The 21384-nt window shown below is 51.9% G+C and carries 14 protein-coding genes and 1 pseudogene; 14 read left to right on the plus strand and 1 reads right to left on the minus strand.

What is annotated here, in order from left to right; all coding sequences use genetic code 11:
- The first annotated feature begins 40 nt into the window (after window positions 1-40).
- On the plus strand, window positions 41-532 hold the full coding sequence (locus A3849_RS25905; protein WP_074113982.1) for a DinB family protein: 492 nt from the start codon (window positions 41-43) through the stop codon (window positions 530-532).
- 89 nt (window positions 533-621) lie between these two features.
- On the opposite strand, the gene A3849_RS25910 is transcribed toward A3849_RS25905, so the two are convergent.
- Window positions 622-2295: an ABC transporter substrate-binding protein gene (locus A3849_RS25910; protein ID WP_074113983.1), complete on the minus strand. Its 1674-nt coding sequence runs from the start codon at window positions 2293-2295 to the stop codon at window positions 622-624.
- Window positions 2296-2407: 112 nt separating this feature from the next.
- Here A3849_RS25910 and A3849_RS25915 point away from each other — a divergent pair, with 112 nt between their 5' ends.
- The 13 genes and pseudogenes from A3849_RS25915 to A3849_RS25975 all read left to right on the plus strand — a co-directional run.
- A complete protein-coding gene (locus A3849_RS25915) occupies window positions 2408-3943 on the plus strand; it encodes a DUF4153 domain-containing protein (protein ID WP_074113984.1) in 1536 nt (511 codons plus the stop codon).
- A 117-nt stretch (window positions 3944-4060) separates the two neighbouring features.
- Entirely contained in the window at window positions 4061-4756 is a 696-nt protein-coding gene (locus tag A3849_RS25920; RefSeq protein ID WP_074113985.1) for a Crp/Fnr family transcriptional regulator, read from the plus strand.
- 243 nt (window positions 4757-4999) lie between these two features.
- On the plus strand, window positions 5000-6694 hold the full coding sequence (locus tag A3849_RS25925) for a methyl-accepting chemotaxis protein (RefSeq protein WP_074113986.1): 1695 nt from the start codon (window positions 5000-5002) through the stop codon (window positions 6692-6694).
- A gap of 253 nt (window positions 6695-6947) precedes the next feature.
- On the plus strand, window positions 6948-8006 hold the full coding sequence (locus tag A3849_RS25930; RefSeq protein WP_143191902.1) for an HAD family hydrolase: 1059 nt from the start codon (window positions 6948-6950) through the stop codon (window positions 8004-8006).
- Window positions 8007-8331: 325 nt separating this feature from the next.
- Window positions 8332-12177 carry a galactose-binding domain-containing protein gene (locus A3849_RS25935; RefSeq protein WP_074113987.1) on the plus strand — a complete coding sequence of 1282 codons (3846 nt, stop codon included), beginning with the start codon at window positions 8332-8334 and terminating at the stop codon, window positions 12175-12177.
- Window positions 12178-12360: 183 nt separating this feature from the next.
- Window positions 12361-12945 (plus strand): TetR/AcrR family transcriptional regulator, encoded by a 585-nt coding sequence (locus tag A3849_RS25940; protein WP_074100525.1) that lies wholly within the window; start codon window positions 12361-12363, stop codon window positions 12943-12945.
- Between the two features lie 143 nt (window positions 12946-13088).
- The gene (locus tag A3849_RS25945) at window positions 13089-13532 is read left to right on the plus strand and encodes a flavodoxin domain-containing protein (protein WP_074088480.1); all 444 of its coding nucleotides are present in this window, start codon (window positions 13089-13091) and stop codon (window positions 13530-13532) included.
- A gap of 211 nt (window positions 13533-13743) precedes the next feature.
- Window positions 13744-14667 (plus strand): cysteine synthase A, encoded by a 924-nt coding sequence (gene cysK / locus A3849_RS25950; protein ID WP_074113988.1) that lies wholly within the window; start codon window positions 13744-13746, stop codon window positions 14665-14667.
- Window positions 14668-14693: 26 nt separating this feature from the next.
- Window positions 14694-15635 carry a hypothetical protein gene (locus A3849_RS25955; protein WP_074113989.1) on the plus strand — a complete coding sequence of 314 codons (942 nt, stop codon included), beginning with the start codon at window positions 14694-14696 and terminating at the stop codon, window positions 15633-15635.
- 243 nt (window positions 15636-15878) lie between these two features.
- Window positions 15879-16676, plus strand: coding sequence for a sensor histidine kinase (locus tag A3849_RS25960; protein ID WP_074113990.1), 798 nt, complete (start codon window positions 15879-15881; stop codon window positions 16674-16676).
- Window positions 16673-17338, plus strand: a complete 666-nt coding sequence (locus A3849_RS25965; RefSeq protein WP_074108212.1) for a response regulator — start codon at window positions 16673-16675, stop codon at window positions 17336-17338. The genes A3849_RS25960 and A3849_RS25965 overlap by 4 nt, the downstream gene beginning before the upstream one ends.
- A gap of 47 nt (window positions 17339-17385) precedes the next feature.
- Window positions 17386-18045: a YcnI family protein gene (locus A3849_RS25970; RefSeq protein ID WP_256700911.1), complete on the plus strand. Its 660-nt coding sequence runs from the start codon at window positions 17386-17388 to the stop codon at window positions 18043-18045.
- A gap of 452 nt (window positions 18046-18497) precedes the next feature.
- Window positions 18498-21362, plus strand: a pseudogene (locus A3849_RS25975) (X2-like carbohydrate binding domain-containing protein); the annotation flags it as partial.
- Window positions 21363-21384 lie beyond the last annotated feature (22 nt).

The following is a 21384-nucleotide window of genomic DNA, read 5'->3' on the forward strand; positions in this document are numbered from 1 at the left end:
ATTGTTTGCCGTTCTCATATCTTTTTATTGGAGGGATTTCATGCAGACGTTTTTCCGCTATAACTGGATGGTTCGGGAGGAATGGTACAAGTGGTGTGAAGACCTGTCGGAGGAGGAATTGCTCAAGCCGCGGGTTGGCGGGGTTGGCGGAATCCTGAAGACATTGTTTCATATTGCCGATGTGGAGTGGAGCTGGATCATGACGGTGCAGGGCAAGCCTGATTTCCAGGAGGATTTTGCCGAGTTCAGCAGTCTGGAGAAGGTGAGAAAGCTTGCTGCACGCTTCCGGCTGGAGGTGGAGCCTTTTGTATTGAGCTGGAATGAGGGGATGGAGCGGAATGTCTTTACGGATACGCGGAAGGATGGATCAGTGGTGATCTATGCCTGGGGCGAGATCATGCGCCATATGATTGCCCACGAAATTCATCATATCGGTCAGCTCTCCGTGTGGGCCAGAGAAGCCGGTAAGAAACCGCCTTCCGCCAATGTAATCGGCAAAGGGCTTGTGGACAATCTCCCTGGCAAGGTATAGAGACCTTACTCAAGCGGGAAGTTGTCCCGGAACTGACTCCAACAGTCGTACGAACGAATAACTCCGGCGGAACCTCCGTCGGGGCTGTTTTACATGCCGCGAGGAAACCACAGATGTCGAAGGTCTACCCAGCCCTGGCTGTTGAAGGCCACCCCGCGTACGGAAGGGAGATATGCAGTCTGGACCGGCTTTTCGTACAGAATGTACAGCTGATGATCCCTTGTCAGCTTGTCCTCAATCCGTGTGAAGCTGCTGGTTCTTGCTGCGGGATCGGGCTCCCTTGAGATGAGGTTCAGTGTGCCTTCAATATCCGCCCTTGTCCCGGGATCCACATGCTGAGACAGCGTCGTATACAGATCGAACAGCCGAAGCTGCTCGTCCTGATCCCGGAGCAGGGAGAAGACAATGAGATCGGCCTGCAGGCGCACGGGGCCTTTGAATTCCTCCGGCGAGACCGCCAAAACGCTGCAGGCATACCCGTGCTGTAACAATCGGGAAGCAATATGCTCTGCATCCCCGAGATATTGCGGAATGGTGGCAATTTGCAAAACCCCTGGCTGCGTGACTTGGAAATCGGGGGCAGGTGCTTGTGTTGTTTCATTCAGGCAAGACAGAATATCTGCACGGAGCAGGGGATCGCTTAAGGGTCCGTTTTTCTTTGTGTTGCAGGTGACAAACTTGCGCACACAGGATTCGGAATGAATCTGACTCCACGAGGAGGAGTCCCCTGCCGAGGGATTGTGAATAATATGGAAAGCGGAAACCGTGTCCGGCTGTATCTTCCCGTTGCCGAACGGGACATGAAGAATTTCCACACGGTCTAAATGTGCCCGGCCCTGATAGTAATAAGGGAATACCTCCAGCACGCACAGATCCTCATTCAGCTCTACCAGCTTGAAGGGTCCGGTGCCGACCGGTCTGCGGCCAAAGGCACTCCCTGCTGCAGACACTAACTCACGCGGAACCACCGCCGCCCGGCTGGTGCAGAGGAACGGGAGAAACAGCTCATTTGGATTCCGCAGCACAATGCGCACCGTGGTGGTATTCAATGCTTCGACCCCGGTGATCTCCTTGAAAATAGAACTGTATAGGGTCCGCTGTGGGGTCTGCATCAGCCGCTGCAGCGAATAAACCACATCTTCGGCGGACAGTACTTTTCCGTGATGGAATAGGACCTCCTTCCGCAGATGAAATGTCCATTCTGTGCGGCTGTCATCCACATCCCAGGCGTGGGCCAGGCCCGGAACAATGCCCCGTTCCCCGGCTCTCCCAACTAATCCGTCAAATACATGGCTGGAGACGAAGGACTCGGCCAGCAGATTCATATACAGCGGGTCAAGAGTATGAAGCTTCTGAGTGACCGGAAGCCGCAGTGTATCAATGACCTTATTGCTGCGGAGTTCTGAATGATGCCCGAAATAGGTTAGCAGCCAGCCCTGCAGCGTATCCTGAAGCGAGGAGGACCTTGTATGTCCGCGTATACCCTCAATCGCACTTCCAATGTCTTTGCTGTTGATGGCCTGCTTCATAGACTGCAGGGCAATGTCCTCTGCTTCCACAAGAAACACCAGCTTTGAACGTTTGCCCCGGCCGCGGCTGGGGGTCCAGGTGATCCATTCCTGCCCGGCCATTTTATGGACAATATGAAGCGCATTGCGGTGAGTGCAGTTAAAGGTTGCAGCCAGCTCATCCAGAGTAACAGAGATTTCAGCCGGTCCTCCATGGTGCGAATGGAGCATCAGAAATTGGCTGTGCAGCTTCATGGGTCGGGTCTCCTTTTTAAAATAGGAAATAAACCGTATAATCTTTCTCTTTTTCTTCTTATTTTATCAGCTAAAATCAGGATATGAAAGTAAGAAGATGGAGGTATTTACCATGAATGATCCATCCGCACCGAAACCGGAACGGGCTCTCCAGGCTCTGGGAGCGGCTATTCTGCTGGCGGTCCTGAACCAGTATCTATTTTACGGTACAGTGCCGGGGGTATCCTATCCGATCTTTGTGTGTTTGTTTTACGGGTTTGTGTTTTATTTTGCCAAAGACAAGCTTCGCAAGCCTTCTGCGGTCAGCTATATCTGGCTCGGAGCGATTGTGCTTCTCTCCTTGACCTATGCATTGTTTGCAAATTGGGTTTTCTTCGGGCTGAACCTGCTCGTTATACCGGCGCTGATTTTATTACATATGACCTATATGCTGAGCTATAAGCAGCCCTCCTGGAGCAGGATCGGAATTATAGGGACGGCTGCAGAGCATTTTTTTGCCCAAAGTCTGCGGCACTGGGGAACCGCTCCGCAGATCATCCGCAGAATCTTCGGCGGGGAGAAAATTAAGGACGAACGCAAGCAAGTGCTGATCAAGGTGTTAATCGGACTGGGAATCTCTTTACCGCTGCTGCTCATTGTAACCTCACTGCTCTCCTCGGCAGACGGGGTATTTCATGAGATGCTGGCGAAATTCCCGCAGATGCTGGCACGGATTTCTTTTGGCGAAGGGATTGCGCGTCTGTTGTGGGTGATCCTCCTGGGATTGGGAATGTTTGGCCTCCTCTGGGGCTTTGTCGATCACAAGGTGTATATATGGAATCCTAAGCCGGAGCTGAATATGGAAATCGTACCTGCCCCGGATTCTGCCTTGGAGCTGCTTCCCGAGCCTTTGACGCTGAAAGTGGACCCGGTGATCCTTACTACCATTCTCACCGTCATCAATACGGTGTATGTGCTGTTCGTCAGCGTGCAATTCTCCTACCTCTTCGGTGCCTGGGATGGCATTTTGCCGGAGGGCAGCACATATGCCGACTATGCGCGGAGCGGTTTTTTGGAGCTGATTCTGGTGACTTCGATTAACTTCGTTCTGCTGCTGCTGTCCCTGCATTCGGATCATCCAGAGAGAAGCCTGCTGCGTACAACTGTTCATATTCTGCTCTATATCCTCGTACTGTGTTCTGTAATCATGCTGTACTCCGCCTATTCCCGGCTGATGCTGTATGAAGAGGCTTATGGCTACACGTATATCCGGTTTCTGGTGCATGCATTTATGATCTTCCTCGGACTGTTACTGGTGCTGGCAGCGGTACGGATCAGCCGGGTGCAGTTCCCGCTCGCGCAGTGCTGTCTCGCCTTAGGTTTACTATCGTATGTACTGGTGAACTATATCGGCATGGATCAAATTATCGCCAAGCAGAATATCCAGCGCTATGAGAAGAGCGGCGTCCTTGACACCAGCTATTTATCCCGGCTGTCGCCGGACGTCCTGCCGCTGCTGATCAGCTTCAATAAGCAGGAGAACGGCAAGCTGGATACGGTCCTCCGTGAAAAGTGGGAAGCTCAGCCGCATACCAAGCAGAAATGGCCAGCCTTCAATGTGGCGAAGTTCCGTGCCGAGCGGGCCCTGGAGCATGATTATGGCAAGTAGAATGATCCGCCAAGATGCAGAGATATCTTCACTATGTGGTGAGCCGGGTGTTGGCTGATTCTCCGCTGCTGTGTTACATTTAGTTCATTCGTGACAGAGGTAGGGAGGAAGCGGCGGATGCAATGGATTGCGGATCGTGATCAGGTCAGTGCTCTGGCCGGGCAAAATGGTCTGAAGGATATATTCAGCAGCGGAGCGATTTCCGGAATGGAGCTGCGGCGGTATAGTGACGGGGAGGCTATTTGTTCAGTGGGTGACCACCTGGAGTATCTGTATATTCTGGTGCAGGGCAGGCTCAAGATTCATACACTGCTGCCTAACGGGAAATCGCTGCTGGTACGTTTTGCGAGACCGATGTCGCTGATCGGGGATGTGGAGCTGCTGCGGCAATATCCGGTCAAGAATGAAGTGGTGTCGGTGGACGAAAGCCTGCTGCTGGTTGCCGGACGCGAGCTGGTTCTTAAGGAATTTGAGCAAAACACGGCACTTCTGCGTTATCTGGTAGGAGAGCTTAGCCACAAAATGTATACGCTTGGCCAGACTACGGCGCTAAATTTGCTATATCCGCTGGAAAACCGCTTTGCCAGCTATCTGCTGTCCCTGTTTGCAGACAGCGGCGGCCAACGCGTGGAAGAGATCCGTACAGCTACACTTGCTGAAACTGCGGATTTGCTCGGAACCAGCTACCGGCATCTGAACCGGATCGTACGCCGTTTTGTAGAGGAGGGTATCATTGAGCGCAGAAAAGGAAGCCTCAGTGTGCTGGACCAGAACAAGCTGGCTCTGCTGGCGAACGGCAATCTGTATGAATAATCCAAACCGTCAATTCCTGCGTTAGGGCAGGAGGGCGGTTTTTTTGTTGTAAAGGAAACTAAGATAACTCTTAGCCTTACTTCAGTTTCATTTAAGCTTGGAGAAGTAGGATGAACGTATCAGGAAATACTTAACTTCAGTATAAGGAAGGAGAGCAGAGAGACCGTCTTAGCGATTAAGCTCTACATAACGGATCACCATTGCAGCCAACCCAAAAGTACATACAGATACGGAGGAATACTTATGTTCACCAAGATACGCGCCAAAATATTGTTCGGCTTTGCCGCAGTCATTATTGTGTTTCTTGTCGCTATTGCCGGCAATACCTTCTTCCAAAGCAAGGCCAGCATGCTTACGGATCAGATAAACCGCAATTACAGCAAGCTGTCGCTGGTACAGGGTCTGACGGACAAGATCCGCACAGCCGACGGGCTGGCAGCAAGGTATGTGATGAGCAACACGGATGAGGAACGGAAGACATACCTTAGCAGCTATGAAGCTCAGATTCCTGAGATTACAGCGGCGGTTAAGGAACTCCAGGCCACCGGGCTTAGCGAAGCGGAGCAATCCGGAATTACCAATCTGCAGAACGAATGGACTAATTATCTGACGGTGCTGGAAAGTGCCTTCGCACAAGCGAAGGAGGGGAATTTCCCTGTTGCCCAAAAAGCGTTCACCACGCTCTCCCTGGATAAAATTATTGATTCCCAGCTGGTGCTTCAAAATGTGCTGGCTGAAGAAATCCAGAAGAAACAGAGCGAGGCCGACAATCATCGCGGCTTCGCGATGGACGTCAGCCTGGGTATGACAGGATTGTCCGTGCTGCTGGCCGCAGTAATTGCACTGCTCTTGTCGGCGCGGATCCTCAAGCCGCTCCGCAGTGTCAACGTGCAACTGCAGGAAATAGCTGAAGGCGATGCGGACCTGACCCGTAAGCTCTCGGTACGGAGTAAGGATGAAATTGGGGAGCTGGCGATGAACTTCAACAAGATGACGGATAATCTGGCAGTAATGATTGGGCAGGTGACAGAATCGGCAAGCGGATTAGCAGCCTCCTCCATCAAACTTACCTCTGACAGTGGAATGACTGCTGAGGCTACAGAGAAGATCGCGGGTATTATGGGTGAGGTTGCTTCCGGCAATGACCGCCAGATGAATGACCTGCAGACCAATATGACCACGATTGTAGAAATGTCCATTGGCATTCAGCAGATCGCCTCCAGTGTGCAGGATATTTCTGAAGCTTCGATCCGTTCAAGCGAATACGCTGTTACGGGAGATGAATGCCTGCAGGCGGCAGTGCAGCAAATGGCTTCAATCAACCATTCCATCCAGACGTTGTCCGGACAGGTGCTGAGCTTTGTGGGCCGGTCGCGTGAGATCGCCAGCATTGTCGATGTTATCAAAGGCATTGCCTCGCAGACCAATATGCTGGCGCTGAACGCAACCATTGAAGCGGCACGGGCCGGAGAGCAGGGGCGAGGGTTCGCTGTGGTCGCGGATCAGGTCCGCAAGCTGGCCGAGCAGTCCGGTGAATCAGCCAATCTCATTGCCGTGATGGCAGCCGGCATTCAATCCGATGCCGACGATGCGGTGAAGATCATGAAGAACAGCATGAGCGAGGTGCAGGGAGGGACAGCGGTTATTGAAGAAGCCGGCAGATCCTTCGGCGAAATCCGCATTTCTATCGATTCCCTGGCTGGCCAGGTGCAGGAAGTATCCGGAGCGGTGGAAGAAATTACAGCAGCGACAGAAGAAATCGTGGAGTCTATCCGCACTGTAGTCCAAATCTCTGAGACTACTGCGGCGAGCACCCAGCAGGTGTCTGCCGCTTCGCAGGAACAGATGGCATCGGTAGAACAAATCGCCTCCTCCGCAAGTGTCCTGAACTCAATGGCTCAAGGGCTGCAAGGATTGGTCGCCCGGTTCAATGTATAGCAATTGAAGCTTTTTCAGCAAAGCTTTATCTTCTGTTCATATAGATTTAAGCTTCAGAGGTTATAGTCATCCTATGACCCCCCTTATAATAGACCTTGGCTCTGCCGGAGACGGCGGGGCTCTTTTTTTGTCTGAAAGGTACCGGATTAATCATTTCCATATTTCGGTGACATGATGATTCATAGAAGTACGGAATGGCTTAAGATATTAAGATATGGGCGGGGATATCCTGGTCCTACAGGAGGAATGAAGCATGGAAACGTTGATCCAGGAGATTACAGCTTTACACCGGTCGTTATCCTTACATCAGCAGTGGTCCGTTACAGATGCGGTCTCCAGCTATTTTGGGAAACCGCAGAGTCTGACGCCGGAAGCGCTGGCTATGCTGGAGCATCACGAGCTCCTAATCATCCGTGATACGGTTAACGGACTTGTTCTGACGAATCATGCGGTGCAGGATATTCCTCAAGGCAAATGGGGCCAGTCAGAAGATGGTGTTCCCCGCAAGGTCAGCTTTGGACGGATAGAGAATCCTTGGGTACTTGAGGACAGGGCTGTACCTTATTCTGCGGGTGCCTCAGGTAATTGGCTGAGCCGCAAAGGTATACGGTGTGTATTCTTCGATGTGGATGATACCCTGTACAGCCAGTTTGACTTGACCTGCATAGCGCTGAAGGAGGTGCTTACGCTTCCGGAGCACTTTCCGTATATTGAGGCCTACCGGCGAATTGGTTATTATAGCGGGAAATTCTCAGCTGAGGGAGATTTGCTCCAGGCTTCACCGCAGGGGGAACGGGCCTCCCGGATGAGGGAAGACCGCTTCATACAGGGGTTGGCTGAGTTTGGCATACCTATTAGCCGAGAACAGGGAGCTCGAATACAGCAAGCATATAGCCGCCTGCAGGGAGAAATGCGGCTCTCCGCGGGGGCTGGTGAGCTGCTGACCTCGCTGAATGAACTTGGAATGACTGTAGGCATCATTACGAATGGCAATGAAGAGCATCAACAGAGTAAGCTCCGGACACTCGGATTGAACCGCTATGTCCCTGAAGAACGAATAATGATTTCCAGTACGGTAGGCTTCTCGAAGCCCGACCCGCGTATTTTTCAATTAGCTAATACCCGTACAGGGATGAAGGCCCAAGACTCACTCTACATTGGGGATTCGTGGCCGAAGGATATCGCCGGAGCAAGCGCGGCAGGATGGCATACGATCTGGTTCAATCCTTTGCAGGCTGTGTCAGGGAATGGAAATAGGCCTGAAGCCATTGTCAGTACATTTGCAGAACTCCGTGAGCTGCTGGGGCTGTAATAATATCATCAGAATACCCACGAATCGTACTATTGCACATATTATTCATAGAATAAGCCCTCGATCAAAATCTAGCGATATCTTATATTATTACCATAATTAGTTAGTTATTGAAGGAGTCTCCGGGTTCGGTCAACATGTCTTGCGTTTCCGGTTTGTAGTTTGCAGGGTTTCGCAGGGTGCAGGAGAACAGACAACTGGCTAATTAGCAGACTACTTATAAAAGAGGAGGGATGTGAAATCCAGGAAGAAGGCCAAGCGCGCGAAAAAAATGTAAGCGCATACTTCTGCAAGCAGATCCTATAATTATGGGAGGTGGTTGTCCATGTTAACAGGAAAAAAAGCATCTGCCCGAAAAACATTTCTCGTGTACTGCCTGATCGCAGTTCTGTTCGTAGGCCAGCTGGCGCTGTTTCCGGCTGTCAGCTCGGCGGCGGGAAATCTGGCAGCAGGCAAGACGATTACGGCAAGTTCGGTCGGAGATGTGTATATTGCATCAAATGCAAATGACGGCAATCAGGGAACGTATTGGGAGAGTGCCAGTAATGCTTTTCCCGGTTGGATCAAAGTGGATCTTGGCGCAAATAACAGTGTGAATCAGGTGGTGCTAAAGCTCCCGGCTTCCTGGGAGGCAAGAACGCAAACACTCTCGGTTCAGGGTAGTACCGATGACTCCATTTACAGCGATATTGCGGCTTCAGCCAGCTACACATTCAATCCTTCCAGCAACTCTAACACGGTAACCATTAATTTCACGTCTGCCACAGCCCGCTATCTCAAAGTGAATTTCACCGCGAATACAGGCTGGCCGGCGGCACAGGTATCAGAATTTGAGGTGTACGGCACATCGGCTTCTCCTAACGGGACTTATGAAGCGGAAGCAGCAGTATTATCCGGCGGAGCCAAGACAAATACCGACCACAGCGGTTATACCGGATCAGCTTTTGTTGATGGATATCTTACACAGGGAGCATCCACAGCCTTTACGGTTACCGCCGCCTCTGCAGGCAGCTACGACGCCGCCCTGAGATACGCCAATGCCTCGGGCAGCACCAAATCGCTCAGTGTGTACGTTAACGGCACAAAGGTCAAGCAGACTTCGCTTACGAATCTGACGAATTGGGATACCTGGTCAACCAAAGTGGAAACACTCAGCTTAGCTGCCGGAACCAATACGATTGCTTACAAATATGATCCTACGGATTCCGGCAACGTAAATCTGGATCAACTGATCCTTACGCCGGGAATTACACCCACCACAACGCCAACAGCGACTCCTACAGCAACACCAGCAGTGACTCCTACAGCAACGCCAGCAGTGACACCAACACCAACGCCATCTGCTTCGCCAACAGTCACACCAAGCTCAGGCCCAGGGTCCAATCTGGCTGTTGGTAAAAGCGTTAATGCGTCTTCCTCCATCTATACGTTCGTACCAACAAATGCCAATGACGGCGATGTGACAACTTACTGGGAAGGTGCGGGCGGAAGCTATCCCAATACACTGAGCGTCAATCTTGGTGCTAATGCCAGTGTGACCTCGGTTATCGTAAAGCTGAATCCCGCTTCCGCCTGGTCTACACGTACCCAAACGATTGAGGTGCTCGGGCATAATCAGGCAGCCTCCACCTTCACTAGTCTGGTTCAGGCAGCTATGTATACATTTAATCCGGCTAACGGCAATTCCGTGACCATTCCGGTTACTGCCACCGTGAGTGAGCTTCAGCTGAAAATCACCTCTAATTCCGGTTCAAGCGCCGGACAGGTGGCTGAATTCCAGATTATCGGTACTCCGGCAGCCAATCCGGATCTGACCGTAACATCAATGTCATGGTCGCCGTCTGCTCCGGTTGAGACAGATGCCATTACATTAACTGCTGCTGTCAAAAACGCCGGAAGCGCTGCTTCCGCCGCGACAAATGTCAGCTTCTACCTGGGCACAACCCTGGCGGGAACCGCGCCGGTCGGTTCTCTGGCCGCCGGCGCTTCAAGCAATGTGTCATTGAACATTGGTGCTAAGGATGCAGGAACGTATGCGCTGAGCACCAAGGTTGATGAGAGCAATGCGGTCATCGAGCTCAATGAGGGGAATAACAGCTACACCAATCCTTCTTCCCTTACAGTGAATCCGGTATCCAGCTCGGATCTGATCGCTGCTCCGGTAAGCTGGACGCCGGGCAATCCGGCCGGAGGCAATACCGTAACCTTCCAGATCGCTATCAAAAACCAGGGGACAGCCCCCTCCGCCAGTGGGGCGCATAACCTTACGCTAACCGTAACGGATACTGCAACGAATACCGTCGTCAAAACACTGACCGGCTCCTACAGCGGGATCATTGCCAGCGGAGCTACGACAACACCGGTTACACTTGGCACCTGGACGGCTGCAAACGGTAAATACACAGTGAAGAGTGAAATTGCCGCAGATGCCAATGAGCTTGCGGTAAAAAGAGCCAACAACATTCTGACTCAACCGCTGTACATCGGCCGCGGGGCTAACATGCCTTACGACATGTATGAGGCAGAGGACGGAGTGACTGGTGGTGGAGCCATCAAGCTTGCACCGAACCGTAATATCGGCGACCTGGCAGGTGAAGCTTCGGGCAGAAGAGCCGTTACGTTGAACTCGACAGGCAGCTATGTGGAATTCACCACCAAAGCCAGCACCAACACGCTCGTCACCCGTTTTTCCATTCCTGATTCAGCCAGTGGCGATGGAACCAATGCTACGCTGAACGTGTATGTCAACGGGGTGTTCACGAAGGCCATCAGCCTGACCTCTAAATACGCCTGGCTGTATGGTTCGGAGACCAGCCCCGGCAATTCGCCAAGCGCCGGCTCGCCGCGCCACATCTATGACGAAGCCAATATGATGTTCGACAGCACGATTCCGGCTGGAAGCACGATCCGCCTTCAAAAGGATGCTGCGAACACCTCGCAGTATGCGATAGACTTCATCAGTCTGGAGCAGGTATCGCCGGTTGCCAACCCGGACCCGGCCAAATACACTGTTCCGGCCGGGTTCACGCACCAGGATGTGCAGAATGCGCTCGACAAAGTCCGTATGGACACTACCGGCAGCCTTGTAGGGGTATATCTCCCTGCCGGAACATATCAGACAGCGAGCAAATTTCAGGTGTATGGCAAGGCTGTGAAGGTGATTGGCGCAGGACCCTGGTATACCCGTTTCATGGCACCGGCTAACCAGGATAACACAGATGTCGGCTTCCGGGCGGAAGCTTCTGCGAACGGGTCCACTTTTGCCAACTTTGCCTATTTTGGCAACTATACCTCACGGATCGACGGACCCGGCAAAGTGTTCGACTTCTCCAATGTATCGAACATTACCATCGACAACATCTGGGCCGAACATCAGGTATGTATGTATTGGGGCGCGAACACCGACTACATGGTGATCCGAAACTCGCGCATCCGCAACACCTTTGCCGACGGCATCAATATGACTAACGGCAGTACGAACAATCTTGTCTCCAACAATGAAGCCCGGGCTACGGGCGACGACAGCTTTGCGCTATTCTCGGCGATTGATTCCGGCGGTTCTGATATGAGGGATAATGTGTATGAGAATCTGACCTCAATCCTGACCTGGCGTGCAGCCGGGGTGGCGGTCTATGGCGGCTATGCCAACACCTTCCGCAACATTTACATTGCTGACACGCTCTGCTATTCCGGGATTACGATCAGCTCGCTAGACTTCGGATATCCGATGAACGGGTTTGGAGCTTCACCGACAACGGACTTCCAGAATATTTCGATTGTCCGGGCAGGCGGCCATTTCTGGGGCTCCCAGACCTTCCCGGCCATTTGGGTCTTTTCAGCCTCAAAGATCTTCCAGGGCATACGGGTCAGCGATGTCGATATTATGGATCCAACGTACCATGGCATCATGTTCCAAACCAATTATGTCGGTTCTTCGCCGCAGTTCCCGGTAGCCGATACGATCTTCACGAACATTACCATTTCCGGCGCGCAAAAGAGCGGAGACGCTTTTGACACCAAGTCGGGTGTAGGCATCTGGGCCAACGAATCGGCTGAGCCCGGCCAAGGCCCGGCTGTGGGCTCGGTAGTCTTCAATAACCTGAAGATCACGAACACCGTGACGCCAATTAAAAATACGACGTCTACCTTTACGATCACCGTTAATCCGTAGTCCGGTTTATAGAGGTGCTTTAGTTCCAGACACAACCGTCTCTTCTTTTATGGAAGAGGCGGTTGTTGCCTGCCAACTAAAAACATCCTATCTCCAGACCCCCAGCTTGAAAGGGAGTGATTGCTATGCTACAATTCGAATGAATATATTTATATTCATTCATAATTTTGGGGGTCTACATCCATGGAAGACAAGAAAACGGAGATTTTTAATCGCGGAAAAGAGCTGTTCAGCTCCAAAGGCTTCAAGGATACCAATGTGTCCGATATTACGAAGCTGGCCGGGGTGGCAGTGGGCACCTTTTACAATTATTACGCCTCGAAAGAGAAGCTGTTCATAGAGATCTATCTGAAAGAAAATGAGAAGCTGAAGCAGAGCATCATGGAAACGGTGAACCCGGACGATGAACCTGTGAAATTGCTCAAGGAAGTTATGGCTCTGAATTACAGCGGCATGATTTCGAATCCGATTTTGAAGGAATGGTACAACCGGGAGCTTTTCAGCAAGCTGGAGAAGGAATTTTATGAAAAAGGCGGCATCGAGAGCATTGATGAATTCACGAACAGTGGTACGCTCGAGCTGATTAGGAAGTGGAAGGCAGAAGGCAAAATAAGAGCAGATCTGGACGACGATCTGATACACGCGCTGCTCAGTGCCATTCCTTATATCGATATCCACAAAGAGGAGATAGGCATACAGCATTTTCCGCATATCCTGGATTATTTCGTCGAGTTTGTGATGAAAGGTCTGACAGATGTGCCGAAATAAATGAAATGAACACGGGTGGGAAGATGAACCATGCGGGTGAATGCAGCTTAAGCTTCATGCGCATTATTTTTTTCTATAAATGAATGAATATTTATTAGTTCATTCATATTATATAATATAGGTTTGAAGAAAGAGGTGCACTTATGAAAACATTGATTATCTACAAGTCGGTCCACAGAAAGAATACGGAAAAGCTGGCCAAGGTGATGGCAGAGGTTATGAACGCAGATGTGGCGAAGGTGGAGGATGTCCGGCCGGAGGTGCTGGAAGGTTATGATCTGATCGGTTTTGGTTCAGGGATTTATGCATCCAAGCTTCATAACAAGCTATTCAAATTCATCCGGAAAATGCCTGCCACAGACAAGAAAGTATTTATTTTTTGCACATCCGGGTCCGGCGAATTTAAAAAGAAAGAGCTGATCACAGAAAAGCTGGAGTTGAAGGGCTGCACCATCGTAGCAGAGTTCAACTGCTCTGGTGAGTTCAGTCCGCTCGGATTCAATCTGGATAAAAAAGGACATCCCGATGAGAACGATTTGAAACGTGCGCGGCAATTTGCACAGGGTCTTGTGGACTTGCAGCAATGAAGCGGTAACTTCTAGCGGAAGGGTGCAACCTGACTTTGCAGTGCTTTCCGGCGGGAAGCCTGATGCAGGCCATAATATATCTATTCGTACCTCAAGCGGGAGTATACAAATATTCCGTTCTTCTGAAGCCTTGCTCCAGGCAATCGACAAGAGCTGCCTTACAGCGCTACAATGGGGTGATAAATAGCATAAGTAATGAGGAGGCTTATCGATGTCATCCCGAGTAGTCAACAATATTACGGAACTGATCGGCGATACGCCGGTGGTTCGCTTGAACCGTCTGACCGGGCCTCAGGATGCCGAGCTGTACGTGAAGCTGGAAATGTTCAACCCGAGCGGCAGCGTGAAAGACCGCGCAGCCTATAATCTGATTCTCCAGGCCGAGCTTGCCGGAAGCTTGAAGCCGGGCGGAACGATTATCGAGCCGACGAGCGGAAATACCGGTATCGGACTAGCCATGAATGCCGCGGCCAAAGGCTACAAAGCCATACTGGTAATGCCGGATAATATGACGAAGGAACGGATCAATATACTAAAAGCATACGGAGCGGAAGTTGTTCTGACTCCTGCAGCGGATCGGATGCCGGGAGCCATTGCCAAGGCGCTGGAGCTGGGTAAGGAAATCGCGGACAGCTTCATTCCGCAGCAGTTCGAGAACAAAGCGAATCCCGATATTCACCGGACCACAACAGCCCCGGAGATTATGGCGCAAATGGATGGACGGCTTGATGTGTTCGTAGCTACCTCAGGGACGGGAGGTACGATTACGGGCACAGGAGAGGTGCTGCGCCAGCAGCTGCCGTATATCCGCATTGTTGTAGTGGAGCCTCAGGGCTCGCCGGTGCTCTCCGGCGGAACGCCCGGACCGCATAAGCTGGTGGGAACCAGCCCGGGGTTCGTACCTGCAATTCTGAATACCCGGGTTTATGATGAAATTGTCCAGGTCTCCGATGAGGATGCACTGGAAATGGTCAGAAGCCTGGCCAGCATAGAGGGAATCCTGATTGGGCCTTCCGGTGGAGCGGCGGTATGGACGGCGCTGCAGGAAGCACGGCGGCTGGGGACCGGCAAACGGGTGCTGTGCATCGCTCCTGACACAGGTGAACGTTACCTGAGCATGGGTATATTTATATGATAATGACTGGTCTGGGAGGTGCTTCAATGCTGAAGCGGCTTGGGATTGCTGTAACGGTCTTTCTGCTGATCACCGGATGCTCTTTGCAGGAAGCGGGCTCTACGAACGGGCGTAATCCGGGGACGTCACCAGCAGCCTCGGCAAAACAGAGCGATCCGCCAGCGCAGCCGTCACCATTGGCAACACTAGATCCCGCGAGTCTGAACGCAGGCTTCGGGTTTGCAGACCTTACAGGCAAGCGCATCCTGGCGGCATCGGAAGATGACAGCAAGCTGGCGGAAATGAAATCGCTAAATATGGCTGTTGGTCAAGGCGGTCAGTTACTCACCGTGAGATTTGAGAAGTGGCAGCATGGCACCGCAAACAGCAACGGCAGAGATCTGGCGAATAATTTTGCCAATCTGTCCGGATATGTTTTTACTGTTGAGGAAGGCCGTGCCGCATCAGATGAAACCTACTACTTGGCAGATTCTGCAGTATTTGCTCCCGGGTCGCTGCTTAAGGTAGAGCCGGCAGGAGACAAGCCGCAGCAGCTGGGAGCCGATCATCCGGTGCGCAAGGAAATCTTGGCGCGTAAGCAGCGGAAGATTCAATCGATTTGGAAATTGGCAGACGTGTCGGCTTCGTCAGACCCGTCCGGAGAGCTGCATTTGTATCTGGTTCAGTTCGCTAGACAGGATAAGAATATGCTCTTTAGTCTGGTTCTGCAAAAGAATGCAGAGCTCAGCTTCGCGGACTATCCTGCTGTCATCCAGGAAGATGATTATTCAGTCTGGCGCGTCGATGACGGAGGCGAAATCCTCCCGGAGATGTTCTCACTGCTTTTTGCGGCTAGGACAGCAACCGGTGTGGCACTTGGTATCAACTGGTGGGGAGCGGAAGGTGTGAATTCGTTTTTCCTGCTTCAGCAGGGCACAGACCTGAAGGAAATGGATGTGCGGTATAGCCGGTACACTTCGCCTTTGTAGACCACTCAGTAACAGTAAACGGCGGATTGAATGGATAATATACGGAATGAACGGATGTGGTGCGAGCCGCATCTGTTTTTATGGAATTTTAAATACTTATTTTTGTAACATTTACAGCCTAGTCATAGCCCTAAAGAGTCATGCCCGGGTTAGCGGGAGAATGCTAATGTAATCCTTGAGAATGGGGAGGGGACAGCAACGTATACAAGAATTAAGCTGCTTATTCTGCTGCTGCCAACCGTCATGGTCGGTATTTGGGAGATTGTGCGCCATCAGTTCCTGATGCCTTATCTCTCCATGAACATGGGCAATTACTTAACCCCTGTACTGGTGTTCCTGTTCAGTATAGTCCTGCTGTTACCGCTGTTCTCCCTCATGGAAAAGAATGTACAGGAGCTGGAACAGGAACGTGTGCTTAAGACGGCTATGGAAGCCCGGGAGGCGCTGGCGAAAGAGCTGCATGACGGGATGGCGCAGTCTTTATTCTTGCTGTCGGTACGGATTGACCGCCTGGAACAGAAGCACGAGCAGGGCGAGATGAACGGGGAAATGATTGGCCAGCTGAAAAAAACCGTACATGAGGTTAACCGCTATGTCCGGCAGGCTATATCCAATCTGAAGGTTCCGGTTACGGGTCCGCAGGCGTCTCTACTTAAGCTGTCGGTACAGGAGCAGCTCGCGCAGATTGCCCGTGAGGTTTCAATTGACGTAGCCTTGGACTGGGATCTGCGGGAGGAAATCTTCAGTCCTTCTGAACAAGCGGAGCTGCTCTCCTGTATCCGAGAGGCGATGATTAACGTACGCAAGCATACACGGGCGGGCAAGGTTGCGATTTCCGGCCGGGCGGATGAGCAGGGCTGGCGGGTTGCAGTCTCCGACGACGGTGCCGGAATCCGGCATGAGGACCCTTTTGCCGTAAACGGCAGCTATGGGCTGCAGATTATGAAGGAACGTACGGAAGGCATGGGCTGGACGCTTACGCTGAAATCCGGGGATTCCGGGACCATTGTAGAAATTGCCAAAAGGGGGACCTCCGTATGAACCGCTGCCGGGTGCTTGTAGTGGATGATCACGCCCATGCCCGTGAGGCGATGTGTGAGATTCTGGCGATGGATGAGCGCTTTGAGGTCATCGGTGCCGTGGGGAGTGGTGCTGAGGCAATAGAGTGGACTGGTCAGTGGATGCCCGATCTGATCCTGATCGATATTCAGATGCCGGAGATGGATGGCTTGGAGACCACACGGCGGATCAAACAGGAATATCCCTATGTCAAAATCGTGATCGTAACCGTTTCCGACGAAATCTCCTATTTATTCGAAGCACTGAAGCAGGGGGCACAAGGGTATCTGCTGAAAAATCTGGCCCCGTCCACCTGGATCGAATATCTGCTGGCGATTGTCAGTGAGGAGGTTCCGCTGAGCCGGGAGCTGGCTTTTCAGATTCTGAAGGAATTTGCTGTCACTTCCGTTAAGGAAGAGCGGGAGGCATTAACGGCGAGGGAGAAGGAAATACTGGGCTGTGTCTCCTCCGGCTCTACGAATAAGGAAATTGCGGCAACACTTGGCATTTCGGAGCATACGGTCAAAAACCATCTCAAAAACATCCTCCAGAAGCTGCAGCTGCAGAACCGTACACAACTGACGCGGTATGCCCTGGAACAGGGACTGGCTTCACGGGAAAGGGATTTCCCCAAGAAGAAATAGAACGAACCGAAAGATTCAGTGATTTCATGAAAAGGGGGGGATTTAATTTGCATAAACTTTTCCGTAAAATCGCAGTTTTAGCCGCACCCTCGGCCGCAGCCCTGATGTTGTTCGCTGCGGCTGCCAGTGCGCATGTGACCGTGGCTCCGGCAGAATCAACCACAGGTGCATGGGAGACTTATACGCTGAAAGTACCTTCAGAAAAAGAGGCTGCCACTGTGCAGATCGACCTGCGCATTCCCCAAGGGGCGGAATTCAAACAATACGAGGCTGTACCGGGTTGGAAAGTGACGATTGACGGCAATAAAATCAGCTGGACATCGACCGGTGCAGGGATAGAGGCCGGGCAGTTCCAGCGCTTTTACTTCACGGCCAAGAATCCGGATACCGCAGGCGAAATCGCCTGGGATGCCTACCAGCATTATGCCGACGGCAGTCTGGTCCAGTGGTCCGGTGATGAAGGTACGGATACCCCTCATGCCATCACCGAGATTGTGCAAGCAGCCATAGGGAGCAGCAGCCATTCCCATGGTTCGTCGAACATGGACACGGGTGCCAAGGATTCAATGAGCATGGATGAGCACAATGCGATTATGGAGGATCAGAATTCAACGTCCAGCGTTTCCCCTCTGTTGTACATAGCACTGGGCATTTCTCTGCTGTCTTTTTTGCTGGCGGTAATCGGGCTGCTGCGGGGACGGGCATAGCGCCAAGCGGGTACACATGACAAGAGACCGGGCAACGTTGATCCTTAAGCTATTCCTTTGCTGTAGAGCTATATTGCAGCAAGGAATAGCTTTTTTTAATTATCTTTAATCGAAACCGGATGACTTGAGGCGCAGGGCAGAACTGCTTTATCTTTTTATACTTAATATGTAATTATTAGCGAGAAAATGGTACAAAAACAGACGACGATTTTCCCGCAAAATCAACCATTTTCCATATCATATTATAATATTTACCAATTATAATGTAAGCGTTATCAGATGTACATGCTGCTGTTTGCCGGATCAGATCGGGGATCAGGAAGGAGGGGCAAGGAAACGGGAAAAGCCCAAGAACCACAAGGAATGGACTGGGAAAAATCAAATCATAGGAGGCGTAAATTGTGACACGTAAACGTATCCGGAAACTGGGCCTGGTTGTGCTTCTGGCCGCTATGACAAGCTCGTTATTCACCGCCTTTCCAGCGATTACCCGTGCAGCGGCAAGTGAAGCCTACAGCTGGAAAAGTGTTGTCACCGGCGCAGGCGGAGGTTTTGTGCCCGGCATTATTTTTAATCAGAGTGAACCGAATTTAATCTATGCACGCACTGATATTGGCGGCGCATACCGCTGGAATCAGACTACTGGCAGCTGGGTATCCATCAGTGATGCAGTAGGCTGGGTAGACTGGAACAAGAACGGTGTGGATGCGCTCGCCACGGACCCCATCAATCCGGACAAGGTATATATGGCTACAGGCACGTATACCAACAGTTGGGATGATAACGGGCAGATTATGCGCTCCAGCGACCGGGGGAATACCTGGCAGTCTACTCCGCTGCCGTTTAAGGTTGGGGGCAATATGCCCGGCCGGTCCGCAGGGGAGCGACTGGTTATCGACCCCAACAAGAACAGCATTCTCTTTTTTGGGGCACGCAGCGGCAACGGATTATGGAAGAGTATAGACTCGGGGGTAACCTGGTCGAAGGTAAGCTCCTTCCCGAATGTGGGCACCTATATTCAGAATCCGACACTGGATTACGGCAATGATCTGGTCGGATTATCCTGGATTACTTTTGATAAAAGCACCGGCACACTAGGCAGCGCCACTCAAACAATCTATGTCGGTGTTGCCGATACTGCCAGCAGCGTCTACCGCAGTACTGACGGAGGGGCAACGTGGACGGCAGTTCCCGGACAGCCAACTGGCTTCCTGCCCCATCATGGGGTGCTGTCATCCACAGGAGACCTGTACATCACCTACAGTAATGGTGTCGGTCCTTATGATGGAAGCAAGGGCGAAGTGTGGAAGCTGAATACCGCCAGCGGGGCCTGGACCAATATCAGCCCAAGCACCGGAACAGATAACTGGTATGGCTTCGGCGGATTGGCTGTAGACGCCCAGCACCCGAACACCGTTATGGTTTCAAGTCTAAATGCATGGTGGCCGGATGAGGTGGTTTTCCGCAGCACGAACGGCGGTGCTACCTGGAGCCGGATCTGGGACTGGGGCAGCTATCCTGAGCGCACGTATAAATTTGCTATGGACATTACCGCAGCACCTTGGCTTGATCATGGCATCACCAACCCTACTTCCATAGATCCATCACCGAAGCTCGGCTGGATGATGGGGGATCTGGAGATTGACCCTTTCAACTCAAATCGTATGATGTACGGGACCGGAGCCACCATCTACGGAACGAACAATTTGGGCTCCTGGGATACCGGGGGCAAAGTTAATATTTCAGTGATGGCCAAAGGAGTGGAAGAAACGGCAGTCCTTGGCCTGATCAGCCCTCCATCGGGAACCGCCCACCTGATTACGGCTCTTGGCGACGTTTCCGGATTCCGCTATGAAGATGTAACCCAGGCACCCGTTAAGTTCCAGACGAGCCCGTCCTGGGCAACAACAACAGGTATCGATTATGCGGAGCTGAGCCCTGCTTATGTTGTGCGTGTAGGAGGTGCTGATAAAGAGAAGTCTCCAAGCATGAAGTCAATCGGAATCTCCAATGACGGCGGTGTTAACTGGTATATGCCGAATGGCGAGCCTTCGAACGGAACCAAGACGACTGCAGGACAAGGACAGGTTGCGGTATCGGCTAACGGCAATTCCATCCTGTGGAGCACTTCGGATATCGGAGTCTACTATTCCAAAACTACAGGCAACTCCTGGACCGCAAGCACCGGCGTTCCGGCAGGCGCCAAAGTGGCATCTGATCGGGTGAACCCGAACAAATTCTATGCGTTCTATGCCGGAACCTTCTATATCAGTACAGATGGCGGAGCTACCTTCAGCGCTACTGCGGCAACGGGGTTCCCAACTAATAATGTAGCTGGTCTCCAGCCGAATCAGGCACAGATCAGTATGAAGGCCATGCCCGGCATCGAAGGCGATATCTGGTTTGCCGGCGGCAATGCAGTTGAGGGCAAATATGGTATATGGCACTCTACGAATTCAGGTACAAGCTTCACCAAGCTGCCGAACGTTGAGGAAGGCGATCTGATCGGCTTCGGCATGGCCGCACCAGGCCAGAGCTACATGGCCCTCTACACGGTAGCCAAAATCGATGGCGTCAGAGGTGTCTTCCGTTCCGATGATGCCGGTGCATCATGGGTACGGATTAATGATGACGCCCATCAATATGCCAAAATCAACATGGCAATTACCGGTGACCCCAGAGTATACGGCCGTGTCTATCTTGGGACGAACGGCAGAGGCACACTTTATGCGGATCCGGTAAATCCTCCAGTTGCCAGCGCGTCGATTACACCAACGAGCGCCAGTTTCGATAAGAAGACTGCAAACCAGGCCGATATCCCAGTCACATTGACACTGAACGGCACTACATTTAGCTCCATTAAGAACGGTGCGGCAACACTGACAGCTGGAACGGATTACAGCGTAAGCGGGTCAACGGTAACGATTAAGAAGGCTTATCTGGCTGCCCAGGCAGTGGGCACTACCCAGCTAACATTCAATTTCAGTGCGGGTGCTGCAAAAATGCTGACCGTAGCTGTCGTTGATACAACTGGAACGGCCAATTCGGTGATTACACCGGTCACCGCGGGCTTTGACAAGAAGACAGCGAATCAGGCCGATGTTCCAGTCACACTGACACTGAATGGCAACAGCCTCAGCTCGATCAAGAACGGTGCTGCCACTCTGGTGTCCGGAACGGATTATACACTGGGCGGGACAACCGTAACGATCAAGAAGGAGTATCTGGCAGCACAGGCGGTGGGCACGACTACGCTGAGTTTCAACTTTAGCGCCGGTGCCTCGCAATCACTGGCTGTGACTATTGCAGATACAACCGTCGCAGCCAATTCGGCCATTG

The organism is Paenibacillus sp. P46E (genome assembly GCF_001909095.1).
In the GTDB taxonomy this organism is placed as follows: Bacteria; Bacillota; Bacilli; order Paenibacillales; family Paenibacillaceae; genus Paenibacillus_AQ; species Paenibacillus_AQ helianthi.

Coding starts and splice junctions, on each gene's coding strand:
- A3849_RS25905 (WP_074113982.1), top strand. CDS start 41: ATGCAGACGTTTTTCCGCTATAACTGGATGGTTCGGGAGGAATGGTAC.
- A3849_RS25910 (WP_074113983.1), bottom strand. CDS start 2,295: ATGAAGCTGCACAGCCAATTTCTGATGCTCCATTCGCACCATGGAGGA.
- A3849_RS25915 (WP_074113984.1), top strand. CDS start 2,408: ATGAATGATCCATCCGCACCGAAACCGGAACGGGCTCTCCAGGCTCTG.
- A3849_RS25920 (WP_074113985.1), top strand. CDS start 4,061: ATGCAATGGATTGCGGATCGTGATCAGGTCAGTGCTCTGGCCGGGCAA.
- A3849_RS25925 (WP_074113986.1), top strand. CDS start 5,000: ATGTTCACCAAGATACGCGCCAAAATATTGTTCGGCTTTGCCGCAGTC.
- A3849_RS25930 (WP_143191902.1), top strand. CDS start 6,948: ATGGAAACGTTGATCCAGGAGATTACAGCTTTACACCGGTCGTTATCC.
- A3849_RS25935 (WP_074113987.1), top strand. CDS start 8,332: ATGTTAACAGGAAAAAAAGCATCTGCCCGAAAAACATTTCTCGTGTAC.
- A3849_RS25940 (WP_074100525.1), top strand. CDS start 12,361: ATGGAAGACAAGAAAACGGAGATTTTTAATCGCGGAAAAGAGCTGTTC.
- A3849_RS25945 (WP_074088480.1), top strand. CDS start 13,089: ATGAAAACATTGATTATCTACAAGTCGGTCCACAGAAAGAATACGGAA.
- cysK (WP_074113988.1), top strand. CDS start 13,744: ATGTCATCCCGAGTAGTCAACAATATTACGGAACTGATCGGCGATACG.
- A3849_RS25955 (WP_074113989.1), top strand. CDS start 14,694: ATGCTGAAGCGGCTTGGGATTGCTGTAACGGTCTTTCTGCTGATCACC.
- A3849_RS25960 (WP_074113990.1), top strand. CDS start 15,879: ATGGTCGGTATTTGGGAGATTGTGCGCCATCAGTTCCTGATGCCTTAT.
- A3849_RS25965 (WP_074108212.1), top strand. CDS start 16,673: ATGAACCGCTGCCGGGTGCTTGTAGTGGATGATCACGCCCATGCCCGT.